Genomic DNA, 11,906 nt, shown 5'->3' on the forward strand with positions numbered 1-11,906 from the left:
GGTTCCGGTCGCGAGTTGCAGGCTGCCCCAGCCCCACAGTTGGGCCACGCCGTGCAGGTTCGCCCAGAGCGCGGCGGCGACGACCGGCGGCGGTGCCGACCCGCCCACCCGGACCCGGGCGACGAGATCGACGAGGAGGTCGAAGAGCGGCAGTGCCGTCTCCCGCAGGCCGAGGTGGTTGCTCTCCAGCAGGTCGTGCCGGAACATCAGGTCGAACATGCCGGGGTTGGACCGCGCGAAGTCGAGGTAGACCCGGCCCAGTGCCGCGAGGTGACCCCGGGGGGTCGGTTCAGCACGCGCGATCTCCTCGGTGATCGCGACGGTGAGGTCGGCGAATCCCCGGCGCGCGATCGCGGAGAGCAGGGCGAGGTGAGTGGGGAAGTACCGCCGGGGCGCGCCGTGGGAGACCCCGGCCCGGCGGGCGATCTCGCGCAGCGACAGGGCCGAGGTGCCCTCCCGGGTCACCAGGTCGACCCCGACCTCTATCAGTCGGGTCCGCAGGCCGGTCTCGGACTCCGTCATAGACAGTGTCTACCAGGACGTCATAGACACTGTCTACCCGCTCCTCCGGCAGCATGGGCGAGTCGGACCGATCCCGATGACCCGGCGGCGGCAACAACGCGGGTTCGCTGCGGCGGCCACCACACCTCTCTACGGTCGGTGCCATGGGGTACGAGGTACCGGGCGCGCGTCCGGCCCGGCGGCCACGCCGGATGCGGGGCGTCCTGTCGCTGGCCGCCGCCGGACTCTTCGTCTGCTGTGTGGGCGCGGCCGGGCTCGGCGCCTGGAACTACCAGCAGGTCCGGCAGTCCTCCGGCGGGGCGCGGGAGGCGGCGGAGTCATTCCTGCACGACGTGACCAGGGGCGACGCGGCCGGGGCGTACGACAAGCTCTGCGGGGACACCCGGGAGCGGTGGAGCCGGGACGACTTCGTCCAACGGATGTCGGTACCGCCCACGATCAACCGGTACGCCATCGACGACGTCGCGGTCGCGACCGACCGGGGCCAGGTGCGGGGCACCGTCACCGCCAGGCTGACCCGCCGCTCCGGTGCGGTGGACGTGCGGGAGATGCCGATGGTGAAGGACGGCGACCGGTGGCGGGTCTGCGGCGACCCGTTCTGAACTCCGGTCGGACCCTCCGGAGCTGACGGTCAGCGGTTGCCGCCCAGCTCGCCGTTGCGGTAGTGCCGCCGGCACAACACCTGGTAGCGAACCTCGGCCGCGTCGACGGTGTCGCCGATGACCACCTGCTCGCCCTCCCGAACCACCGTCCCGGCCACCACCCGGGCGTTGAGCAGCCCCGGCCGCCCGCACCAGCAGAGCACCTCGACCTGGATCCGGCACACCTCGTCGGCAAGCTCGAACAGTCGCTGCGCCGCCGGAAACAGGCAGGAGCGGAAGTCGCTGGCCAGGCCGAACGCGAACACGTCGACGTCGTACCGGTCGACCAGCTCCGCCATCTGCTCGACATGCCGCACCGTGTAGAAGCAGGCCTCGTCGCAGATCAGGTAGTCGACCCCGATGCCCGCCGCCCACCGCGACCGCACCAGTTCGCAGAGATCGAGTTCCTCGGTGACCTCGATCGCCTCGTGAGCCAGGCCGATCCGGGTGGTGATCTGCGGGCCGAGCGAGCGGTCGATCCGGGTCAGCACCAGCCCACGCCGCCCCTGCCGGGCGTGGTTGTAGTTCATCTGCAGGGCCATCGTCGACTTGCCGCAGTCCATCGGCCCCCAGAAGAACTTGAGGGCGGCACCGTGGCGTAACCGACCGTCGCCGGCGGCGAAACACGCGGCGGACAGGGCGGACTCGGCTCCGACCGGCTGGGCCCGGTCGGTACGGATGTCGTCGGTCACGGTCGGTGAGCCTAGGCCACCCGGCGTTTTCGTACGACCCGCCGTGTTGATCACCACTCCGGTCGTCCGCCGGCCACCTGCCGGTCACCTCGGCCGGTCGCGCCGCTCTTCCTGGTCAGCCCGCTCGGCCGGGGTCAGCGTCGGCGTGAGGTGCCGGTCGACGATCGACCGGAGTTCGCCGGCCAGTTCGGGATCGGGGCGCAACAGCTCCTGGAACCGGCGCTGCCAGATCTCGACGAGCGCCCGCTCCAGCTCGGGATCCCCGGCCTGCCGGGCGGCCAGCACCTCGGCGCGCAGTTCGGCCAGGTCATCGGCCACCGCGTCGGCCTCGTCGGCCCGGACCCGTCGCCAGAACGCGACCACCTCGGCCCGGGCCGCCGGCCATCCGTCGCCGGCCAACGCGCCGACCAACGTCGTTCCGGCCGCCACCGCGATCGACTCCATCCCGTGCCCCCTGCCTCGTACGACTCTGCGGCCTCACAGTAGGGCACGGTGCACGGTTCGGCCGGCGGGTGGCCGACGCCGGGCCGATCCGGCCACCCCGACGGCTGCCAGCGTCCGGGGCGGAGGCCGCCAGGGTCAGAGCCGCGTGGGCGGCACGTTCCCGGCGGCCACGATCGCCCGACGGATCGGCACGGCAAGCAGCAGCAGGAAACCGACGATGAAGAACACCAGCAGCGAGATGATCGCCACCCGGTAGCTCTCGGTCATCCCGTACGCCAGGCCGAACAGCAGCGGCCCGAGCCAACTGGTGCCCTTGTCGGAGATCTCGTAGAGCCCGAAGTACTCGGCCTCCCTGCCCTTCGGGATCAACTGGCTGAACAGCGACCGGCTCAGCGCCTGACTGCCGCCGAGCACGATGCCGATCCCGCCACCGAGCAGCACGAACGGGACCGCCTGGTTGGCCGGCAGCCGGAACGCCACCCCCAGCACCACCGTCCAGAGCACCAGGCTGATCAGGATCGTCTTCCAGGCGCCGATCCGCTTCGCCAGCGCGCCCATTCCGAGCGCCCCGGCGAAGGCCAGGAACTGCACCATCAGGATGGTCGGCACCAGCACGTCGTCGGAGAGCTTCAACTCCTCGGTGCCGTAGACGGCGGAGAGCGAGATGACCGTCTGGATGCCGTCGTTGTAGATCAGGTAGGCGATCAGGAAGAACAACGTCAACGGGTACGCCCGGAGGCTGCGCAGCGTGTGCCAGAGTTGCCGGAACCCGTCGATCAGCAGCGGCCCCTGGGCCGGCCCGGCCACCGGCGGGCGGTTGCGGAGCCGTACCAGCGGGATGGTGGTGAACGCGGCCCACCAGATGCCCGCCGACACCATGCTGTACCGGGCGACCTCGCCGGTGTCCATGCCGAGGGAGTCCTTGAACAGCACCGCCGCCACGTTGATCGCCAGCAGGAGCCCGCCACCGATGTACCCGATCGCCCAGCCGATGCTGGAGACGCTGTCCCGGTCCTCCGGCCCGGCTATCTGGGGCAGGAACGAGTAGTAGACGACGATGCTGGCGCCGTAGGAGATGTTGGCGATCAGGAACAGCCCCGCCCCGAGCAGGTAGCGGTCACCGGTGAGGAACAGCAGCCCGATCGTGGCCGCCGAGCCGATGTAGGCGAACAGCGCCAGCATTTCCTTCTTGTGCGCCGACCGGTCGGCGACGGCGCCCACCAGCGGCAGCACGAAGACGGTCAGGAACACCGACAGCGACACCATGTACGGGAACAGCGAGCCGGGCGCGATGTCGATGCCGAGCAGGCCGATCCGCTGGCCCCGGCACGGGTCGTCCGAGGCGCACCCGGCGGCGGCCTTCGCGATCGACGTCAGGTACGGGCCGAGGAAGACGGTGATGACCGTGCTGTTGAACGCCGAGTTCGCCCAGTCGTAGAAGTACCAGCCGACGCGTTCGTGTCGGGTGCTCGGTGGCGCGTCCTCCGCCGTCGCGGGAAGTGTCTCGGCCATGATCGGTCCTTCGACAGAGGTGGGGCGGGATGGTCCGGGCCGACCTACCGGTCGGAGGGCCAGTGTCCGCGGCTGAGGTACGCCTCGCGTAGTACGTCGACGTGATCGGTCATGATGCCATCCACACCCATGTCCAGTAACTCGTTCATCTCGGTGACTTCGTCGATGGTCCAGACATGCACCTGTAGGCCCAGTCGGTGGACGTAGTCGACGAATCGCCGGTCGACCACCCGTACGCCCCGGTACCGGACCGGCACCTGGGCGGCCACCACCGTCGGCGGCAGTGCCAGCCGCCGGTTCGCCAGCGAGGCGAGCCGCAGCCGGGCCACCCCGCGCAGGCCCAGTGAGGTGGCGACCTTCGGCCCGGCCAGGAGCCGCAGCCGGGCCAGCCGGGTGTCGCTGAACGACGCGAGCAGTACCCGGTCACCGGCGCCGGCCCGTTCGACCGTGCGTGCCGTGGCCGCGACCGCGCTGTCGGCCTTCACGTCGACGTTGAACCGGATCTGCGGCCAGGCGCCGAGGACGTCGTCGAGCCGGGGCACCGCCGCCGCACCGCCGATCCTGATCGTCCGCAGGTCGGCCCAGCGCAGTCCGGCGATCCGGCCCCGTTCGCCGGTCATCCGGTCCAGCGTCGCGTCGTGGAACACCACCGGTACCTCGTCGACGGTGGCGTGGACGTCGGTTTCGACGTACCGGTAGCCGAGCCGGACCGCCCGGGCGAACGCCTCGGTGGTGTTCTCGTCACCCCGCGCGGCCCCGCCCCGGTGGGCGAAGGCCAGCGGCGTGGGCGCGTCGAGGTAGGCGAAGTCCCGGATCACGCAGCGAGTATGCCCCGCGTGGTTGGCCATCGGATGACCGGAGGGCGGCGCTTTCGTCCGGCCCACGGTGAACCCCGGACAGTAGGGTGCTGCCATGCGGTTGCTCGCCATCGACTTCGGCACGTCCAACACCGTCGCCGTGGTGCGGAACGCCGACGGCCGGAGCCGGCCGCTGCTCTTCGACGGCACCCCGCTGCTGCCGTCGGCGGTCTGCCTCGACCCGGCGGGTGCGCTGCTGGTCGGCCGGGACGCCGAACGGGCCGCCCGCCTGGATCCGGCCCGGTTCGAGCCGCATCCGAAACGACGGATCGACGACGGTGCGGTCCTGCTCGGCGGGCGGGAGGTGCCGGTCACCTACCTGGTCGCGGCGGTGCTGCGGCGGGTCGCCGTCGAGGCGGAGCGGCAACTCGGTGGCGTCGACGAGGTCCGACTGACCCATCCGGCGCGATGGGGGGAGCGGCGTCGCTCGGTGCTGGTCGCCGCCGCGCTTGCCGCCGGCCTGCCGCCGCCACGCCTGGTCGTCGAACCGGTCGCGGCGGCGGCGTACTACCCGACGGTCCTCGGCGCGGCGGTGCAACCAGGTCGGGCGTTGGCCGTCTACGACCTGGGTGGCGGAACGTTCGACGCGGCCGTGGTACGCCGCACCGCGGGCGGTTTCGACGTGCTCGCCGAACTGGGCCTGACCGACCTGGGCGGACTCGACTTCGACCAGGCCCTGGTCGAGCATCTCGGCCGCGCCTACGCCGGCACCCGGCCCGAGCTGTGGCACGGCCTGGTGAGCCCGGACGACACCGAGCGGCGCCGACAGCGGGCGCTGCTCTACGACGACGTCCGGGGCGCAAAGGAGCTGCTGTCCCGGGCGTCGAGCGCCGACGTGCATCTGCCGGCGCTCGACATCCGGGCGCACCTGACCCGGGACGAACTGGAGTCGGTGATCCGTCGGCAACTGCTCCAGACGGTCAACTGCCTGGCCCGGACGATCGCCGCCGCCCAACTGGATCCCGCCGACCTGGTCGGGATCTTCCTGGTCGGCGGTTCGAGCCGGATTCCGCTCGCGGCCCGGCTGATCCACACCGAACTGGGCATCCCTCCCCGCACGCTCGACCAGCCGGAGACGGTGGTCGCCGAGGGAGCGTTGTGCCACGGCACCCCGCAGTTGTCCGGCGATCCGGTGGTGGCGCGGCGGGGCGGTCCCGTGGTTTCCTCCGGGCCGGGCCCCGGTGCGGTCTGGTCGGTCACCGACCCGGCCGGTTCGTCGGCGGTCCGGCCGGTGCCGGCCCCGGGTCGGTCCGCCGCCGAACCGACCACCCGGCCCGGAAGGTTCTGGTCCGGAACGACCGGGCTGGTCTGGACCGGAACCCTGGCCGTGCTGGTCGCGGTGGCGCTCGTCGTGCTCGTCGCGGTGGCCGGGGCCGGGACCTGAACGCCCGTCCACTGCGCTGGCGGCTGCTGACTGAACTCGCGGGCAGCGACTACCGGGTCCGCGAACTGGTGACGCTGGTGGGCGAGCCACAGAACCTCGTCTCCTACCACCTGCGGCTCCTGCGCGACGGTGGCCTGGTCACCACCACACGCAGCAGCTTCGATGGCCGGGACAGCTACTACCACCTGGACCTGGACCGCTGCGCGGACGCACTGGCCGAGACCGGCACGGCGCTGCACCCGGCGCTGCACCGGGAACCGGCCGCGCCTCGCGTCGCCCCGGCGGACCCGCGGCGTTCGCCCCCGCATCGGCGTGCTGTTCGTCTGCACCGGTAACAGCGCCCGCTCCCCGATTGCCGAGGCCCTGCTCCGTCACCACACCGGTGGTGAGGTCGAGACGACAAGCGCCGGTAGCCGGCCGAAGCCCCAGATGCACGCCAACGTCGTACGGGTGCTGCGGGATGAGTACGGCGTCGACCTCGCCGGCCAGCGCCCTCGCCACTGGGACACCATGTCCGGCCGCCGGTTCGACTACGTCGTCAGCCTGTGCGACAAGGCCCGCGAGGTGAGCCCCGATTTTCCGGACCAGCCCCGGCGGGTGCACTGGAGCATTCCCGACCCCGCCGCCGGCGACACCGACCGCGCCGACTATTCCCTTTTCCGACGCACGGCAGCCGACATCGACACCCGGATCAGGCACCTGCTGCCCGTCCTGCGCATCACCCGATCCTGAAGGAGACACCGCCGTGACAGCGTTTGACCGGTACGCCAGCGTCCGCTACGTCGTCGACGACGTTCAGGCCGCCGTCGACTTCTACACCACCCATCTCGGCTTCACCCTGAACACCGGCGCCGCCCCCGCCTTCGCCGACGTGGTACGCGGACCGTTACGACTGATGCTGTCCGGCCCGGCCAGTTCCGGCACCCGTGCCACCCCGGACGACGCCACCACCGCCGGACGTAACCGCATCCACCTGACCGTCGACGATCTGGGCGCCGAGATCCGCCGACTGCGCGATGCCGGACTGCCGTTCCGCAGCGGACTGGTCAGCGGCCCCAGGGGACGCCAGATCCTGCTCGCCGACCCCGCCGGCAACCTCGTCGAGCTGTTCCAGCCCGCACAGCGCCCGGAGGCCTCCTGACTGGGCAGTGTGGGGCTGCCTGATCGGCCGGCTCCACGGCCTCGGGCAGCGCCACGCGTCCAGGCACGACGATCAGTCGTTGTCCGGCGACCAGAACCGGGCCAGTGCGCTCGTCGCCGGATCCTCGGAGTCGGCCAGCGCCGACCACGGGTCACCGTCGGCCGGCAACTCCGTCCCGGCGTAGTCGGCCAACTCGTCAGGTGCGGGTGCCGGGCCGGCCACCGTCGTCGGATCGACCGGCGGACCCGCGTACGGGGCGCCGAGCAGGCCCGGATCCGCCCACGGGAACCCGTCGACCGGCTCCGGTGGCGGGCCCAGATCGGACCCGTCCGGCGCCGACCACGCCGACTCCGACCACTGCCCCGCGTCAGCGTACGGGTCGAGGTCCGGGTCCGTCCCGATCGGCGGGTCGGCCGGACCGAAGCCGACCTCGGCGGGCACCTCCGTCGTCCCGTCCGGCCCGGTCCCGGCCTCACCGCCGGCGTACGGATCCCCATCGGCGTACGGGTCGAACCCGGGCGATCCGGCGCCGAAGCCGTCGTACCCGATCGGCTCGGGTGGCACATCGGAGGCTCCGGTCGGGTCGTCCGGAACGGTGTCGGCCGCGCCGAAGCCCTCGACCGGATAGTCGTCGCCCTCGGGCTGGTCCGGGCCCAGGTCGGCGAACTCCCCGCCGTCCGGGCCGTCGAAGTCCGGCTGGTCCTCCGGCCAACCGCCCCAGTGGTCCGTCATGTTCCCGCTCCCGAAAAGTCGGTGGCCGGCGCCGGGGCAAGCGCCCGGGCCCGCAGGAGTACCTCGTCGACGTTCTTCACCCGGGCCCGGACGGTCTCCCGCTCCGCCTGCGTCGCGGCACGGCGCCGGGCCCGACTGGCCTGGTCCATCGCCGCCGCCGAGTCGATCTCGGCGATCCGCTCGTCGAGTTGCCGCAGCCGCCGCTCGATCGCGTCGTCGAGGGCGAGCGTGAGCCCGTACTGCAGGTCGGTGAACCGGTGGGTGATCTCGTCCGACAGCGCCGCCCGGGCGTCGGCGACCACCTCCCGGAGCCACATCCGGGCCTGCTGCCGGTCGGTCTGCACGCGGCGCCGGTAGAGGATGAACCCACCGGCGGCCAGCCCCAGCCCGAGCCCGGCGAACGGGATCAGCAGGCTCCCGCCGACCAGCGCTCCGGCACCGAGCGCGGAGGCGCCCGCCATCGCGCCACGACCGGCCATGAACGCCATCGAACCGGCCGACAGCGCGATCATCATGTTGTCCGGTCCACCGCCCTCCCGTCGCGGCTTGCTGGCCAGCGCGTGCCGGAGCGTCGCGTTCAGCCGGCCCAACACGAACCGCAGCTCGTCGGGCTGGAACACCTCCGCCAACACCCGCTCGCCGACCTGCCGGAACCGGACCTCCAGATCGTCCGACAGCCGGATCGAGAGCGCGTGCAGGGCCTCGTCGACCTGCTGCGGCAGGCCCTTGATCTCGTCGCCACGGGCCCTGTCGACCCGGTTCAGAAAGTCCTCCTGCAACGCGCCGACGTACCCCCGGAGCCGGCCGGTGGCCTCGACCCGGGCCCGCTGCGTCTCGGTGTTCAGCGCCAGCGACCACTGCCGGGACTCGGTACGCTTACGGGCCGCCAGCGCCGCCCGCTCCTGCTTGATCCGAGCCAGGTCGGCCGGATCGGGATCGGTGGCCCGGAGCCGCTCGCCGAGTTCCAGATCCCAGCGGATCAGTTCGCTGCGCACCGAACGCAGCAGGTTGGCCTGCCGCAGCAGGTGTCCCCGGGCGGCGAGGCCGATCAGGGCGTCCTGCAACTCGGCGATCCGGGACTCGCGGACCAGTTCCCGGGCCGCCTCCGCCGGCAACGTCCGGGACAGCTCCGCCAGCCGGGCCGAGACCGGAAACCACGGCGCGGAGCCGAACCGGGGCGCGTGCGCCTGCAACTGTGCCCGGTTGTCGGCCAGGATCGTCCGCCAGCCCGGATAGGCATCGGTCTTGGTCAGCGCGAACACCACCAGGTTCACCCGTTTGCTGGCCTCGATCAGGAAGTCCAGCTCCGGCTGCGCGAACGGGGCGGCGGCGTCGACCACGAAGAGCAGGGCGGTGGCCCGGCTCGCCGCGTCCAGCGCGATCTGGGCGTGCGCCGGATCCAGCCCGCCGGTACCCGGGGTGTCCACCAGACTCAGATACTGCAACAGCGGCGCCGGATGGGTCACCTCGATGTGCCGGGGCGGCCGCTGGTCGGAGGGCAGCTGCCCGAGCGGGGTGGCCCAGTTCCGCAGCTCCGAGCACGCCAGCGTGACCGGTTCGGCCCGCCCCGGCAGCCAGGCCCGCGCCCCGGGTTCGGCTCCGGGCAGGAACTCCAGATAGCAGGCGGTAGCGACCGCGACGTCGACCGGCGACAGGTCCGGCACCCCGAGCAGGGCGTTGACCAGCGAACTCTTGCCACGTTTGGTCTCACCGACGACGACCACCGAGGGTCGGGTCACCACCCGGCGGCGCAGCCCGTCGACCTCGGCCGCGGCGTCCGGGGCGACCTTGCGAAGGAACGCCAGTCCGCCGTCGACGGCAACGGTCAGGGCGCTGCCCAGCGCGGCATCCGAAGAACCGCCGCCGGTCCGGGCACCCGGCGCCCCGGCGACCGTACGGCCGGCGGTCACCGGACACCTCCGGCGGCCCGTACCCGCTGGGAGAGCAGGAAGAAACCACGGTGGGCGACCTGCGCCACCCGGGACTGGGCCGGGCTGGCTCCGGCGACGGCGTAGACCCGCCACCGGGTGGCGGCCTCCAGCGCCGCCCTGGTGAGCTGTTCCGGGGCGGCGGCCGGAAGGCTGAGGATCCAGCGCGGGTCGGTGGACAGTGCCAGCCGGGTGAGTTCCTGCTCCATCGGCTCCGGCAGCTCCACCGATCCGGAACTGACCAGCTGGGCCACCTCCAGCAACCGCAGCCGGTGGTAGTCCGGCTGCTGCAGCACCTGCTCGATCGCGTCCCGAAGCAGTTCCCGGTCCTCGGGGCGGGCGGCGTGGCTGGCCAGCTTCTCCAGGCTCGACAATCCCCAGCCGGCCTTGATCGCATCGGTACGCCAACGGAACGCCTGGTCGAGCGTGTTCCGCAGCCGGGGAAAGCCGGACGCCTGGAACAGCAGCCGGACCAGGTCTCCGCTGGCCAACTGCGGCTGGGCGGCGAACTGGGCGATGGCGAACCCGATGCCGTACAGGTCCAGCAGCCGCAGCAACCGTTCCCGCTGTTCCCGGGGCACCGGAGCGTCCCGCGAGGTGAACAGGTCGACCGAGGCGAGCAGCACCAGCCGCTCGCTCTGCGGCAGCCGGGCCATCGTCCGCAGCGCCTCACAGTCCGCGGCGGTCAACCGGCCGGCCTCGGTGGTCTCGGCGAGCAGCCCCACGATCGGCACCACCTCCGACACCACCCGGCGGAGCACCCCGGTCTGGTCGGCGGCCAGCGGCCCGGCGACCGGCCACGGGTCGGCCGCCCCACCGACGAGCTTGTCCACCTTGTTGAACAGTCCGAGCGAGTTGATCGGGTTGCTGGCCAGCCGCGCCGAGACCGACCGGAACGCCTCCAGCGCGGCCACGTCGTCGTCCCGCACCGACTGGGTGAAAACGTAGATGATCGCCTCGGCACCGGCGATCGCGCCGGCCGAGTCGTCGTCGATGTTGTCGTCGAACGGGGCGGCGGCCGCCTCGAAGAGGAACCGTCGCGCCCCGGTGCTGACCGAGGTGTTGGTCGACGCCAGGCCGGGGGTGTCCAGCACGGTGAGGTCCCGCAGGTGGTCGCTGGTCAACGTCACGTCGACGTACCCGATCTCGGCGCGTGGCACGCCGAGCCGCTGCGGGATCATGCCGGCGTCGTCCAGCGGGAGGCTGATCCGGCTGCCGTCCCGTCGGACCACGTCGACCCGGTCCGCGGTGCCGTAGCGGAACTGGGTGACGATCCGGGTGCACTCGCCGACCTCGGTCGGTGCCACCCGCCGTCCGATCAGCGCGTTGACGAGTGTCGACTTTCCGGCCTTGAGGCGGCCGGCGATCGCCACCCGCAGCGGTTCGTCGAGCCGGCGACGTATCCCCAGCACCTGGTGCTGGGTGGCGGGGCCGAGTCGGGGTCCGACCTCGTCGCAGAGGCCGGCGACCCGGGCGCCGAGCGGACCTGGGCCCATGGCTCGTCAGCCGGCGGTGCGGTCGGCGACAATGGTCGGAACCCGGTGGTGGCGCGCGCTCATCTCGTCTGCTGTCCTTCCGACACGTCGGCAGGGGCGGGCTGTCCCTGCCGGACATCACACTACGAATATCCTGCCGGCGCAGGATCCCATGTTCGTGCCACCGTCTTTCGCGGCGGTGGCCGCCAACCCCGGGCGGGGAGGACCAGTGCGGCACGCGTCGGTCGGCGACCTGTCCGATCAGTTCCGAGCCAGCGATCTTTCGGACGTCGGCCGCGCCGGTGCGGGCGACGCGGCCCCGGACGTCGTCGAGGTGGGCTCCGCACTGCTCGCCACGCCCGGCCTGGTCGTCCTGCACAGCGGGCCCGGCGGCGGACGCAGCACCGCGCTGGCCCGGCTCGGCGCCGCGTTCCGGGGGCCGGTGTTCGCCGGCGGCGGCCTCGCCAGCCTGCCCACCGAGCCGGCGTTCGCGTTGACCCGGGCGGTCCGGGTCCGGCTGCCCGGACACGATCCGGCGCTGCTCGCCGAGGCGGTGCGGTCACGGGTACGCACCGGAC

At 72.4% G+C, this 11,906-nt stretch carries 13 protein-coding genes and 1 pseudogene; 6 read left to right on the top strand and 8 right to left on the bottom strand.

What is annotated here, in order from left to right:
- Window positions 1–522, bottom strand: a 522-nt coding sequence (locus I0C86_RS33900; protein WP_196205390.1) for a TetR/AcrR family transcriptional regulator, incomplete at its 3' end; no start/stop codon positions are given.
- Between the two features lie 143 nt (window positions 523–665).
- On the opposite strand from I0C86_RS33900, the gene I0C86_RS33905 reads away from it, so the two are divergent.
- Window positions 666–1,124 (top strand): Rv0361 family membrane protein, encoded by a 459-nt coding sequence (locus I0C86_RS33905; RefSeq protein ID WP_230395238.1) that lies wholly within the window; start codon window positions 666–668, stop codon window positions 1,122–1,124.
- Between the two features lie 29 nt (window positions 1,125–1,153).
- Here I0C86_RS33905 and I0C86_RS33910 read toward each other — a convergent pair whose 3' ends face one another.
- The 4 genes from I0C86_RS33910 to I0C86_RS33925 form a co-directional block, all read right to left on the bottom strand.
- Entirely contained in the window at window positions 1,154–1,801 is a 648-nt protein-coding gene (locus tag I0C86_RS33910) for a thymidine kinase (RefSeq protein ID WP_230395239.1), read from the bottom strand.
- A 138-nt stretch (window positions 1,802–1,939) separates the two neighbouring features.
- On the bottom strand, window positions 1,940–2,299 hold the full coding sequence (locus I0C86_RS33915; RefSeq protein ID WP_196205392.1) for a hypothetical protein: 360 nt from the start codon (window positions 2,297–2,299) through the stop codon (window positions 1,940–1,942).
- Window positions 2,300–2,434: 135 nt separating this feature from the next.
- Window positions 2,435–3,811 carry an MFS transporter gene (locus tag I0C86_RS33920; RefSeq protein ID WP_196205393.1) on the bottom strand — a complete coding sequence of 459 codons (1,377 nt, stop codon included), beginning with the start codon at window positions 3,809–3,811 and terminating at the stop codon, window positions 2,435–2,437.
- A gap of 44 nt (window positions 3,812–3,855) precedes the next feature.
- Window positions 3,856–4,629, bottom strand: coding sequence for a glycerophosphodiester phosphodiesterase (locus tag I0C86_RS33925; RefSeq protein ID WP_323374003.1), 774 nt, complete (start codon window positions 4,627–4,629; stop codon window positions 3,856–3,858).
- 94 nt (window positions 4,630–4,723) lie between these two features.
- Between I0C86_RS33925 and I0C86_RS33930 the strand changes: the two genes are divergently transcribed.
- The 4 genes from I0C86_RS33930 to I0C86_RS33940 all read left to right on the top strand — a co-directional run bounded on the left by I0C86_RS33930 (window position 4,724) and on the right by I0C86_RS33940 (window position 7,193).
- Window positions 4,724–6,052 carry an Hsp70 family protein gene (locus I0C86_RS33930; RefSeq protein WP_196205395.1) on the top strand — a complete coding sequence of 443 codons (1,329 nt, stop codon included), beginning with the start codon at window positions 4,724–4,726 and terminating at the stop codon, window positions 6,050–6,052.
- A 68-nt stretch (window positions 6,053–6,120) separates the two neighbouring features.
- Window positions 6,121–6,387: an ArsR/SmtB family transcription factor gene (locus tag I0C86_RS43985; RefSeq protein ID WP_323374004.1), complete on the top strand. Its 267-nt coding sequence runs from the start codon at window positions 6,121–6,123 to the stop codon at window positions 6,385–6,387.
- Entirely contained in the window at window positions 6,365–6,784 is a 420-nt protein-coding gene (locus tag I0C86_RS43990) for an arsenate reductase ArsC (protein ID WP_323374005.1), read from the top strand. Before I0C86_RS43985 ends, I0C86_RS43990 begins: the two co-directional genes overlap by 23 nt.
- Before the next feature lie 13 nt (window positions 6,785–6,797).
- On the top strand, window positions 6,798–7,193 hold the full coding sequence (locus I0C86_RS33940; RefSeq protein WP_196205396.1) for a VOC family protein: 396 nt from the start codon (window positions 6,798–6,800) through the stop codon (window positions 7,191–7,193).
- A 72-nt stretch (window positions 7,194–7,265) separates the two neighbouring features.
- On the opposite strand, the gene I0C86_RS33945 is transcribed toward I0C86_RS33940, so the two are convergent.
- From I0C86_RS33945 to I0C86_RS33955, 3 genes are read right to left on the bottom strand one after another with little or no spacing between them, the layout of a single operon-like run.
- A complete protein-coding gene (locus I0C86_RS33945) occupies window positions 7,266–7,925 on the bottom strand; it encodes a hypothetical protein (RefSeq protein ID WP_196205397.1) in 660 nt (219 codons plus the stop codon).
- Complete coding sequence (locus I0C86_RS33950; RefSeq protein WP_323374006.1) at window positions 7,922–9,835, bottom strand: dynamin family protein; 1,914 nt, start codon at window positions 9,833–9,835, stop codon at window positions 7,922–7,924. The genes I0C86_RS33945 and I0C86_RS33950 overlap by 4 nt, the downstream gene beginning before the upstream one ends.
- On the bottom strand, window positions 9,832–11,349 hold the full coding sequence (locus I0C86_RS33955) for a dynamin family protein (protein WP_196205398.1): 1,518 nt from the start codon (window positions 11,347–11,349) through the stop codon (window positions 9,832–9,834). The genes I0C86_RS33950 and I0C86_RS33955 overlap by 4 nt, the downstream gene beginning before the upstream one ends.
- A 208-nt stretch (window positions 11,350–11,557) precedes the next feature.
- Between I0C86_RS33955 and I0C86_RS33960 the strand changes: the two are divergent.
- A pseudogene (locus tag I0C86_RS33960) lies at window positions 11,558–11,906 on the top strand (hypothetical protein); the annotation flags it as partial.

It is taken from the genome of Plantactinospora alkalitolerans, from assembly GCF_015690345.1.
GTDB lineage: Bacteria > Actinomycetota > Actinomycetes > Mycobacteriales > Micromonosporaceae > Plantactinospora > Plantactinospora alkalitolerans.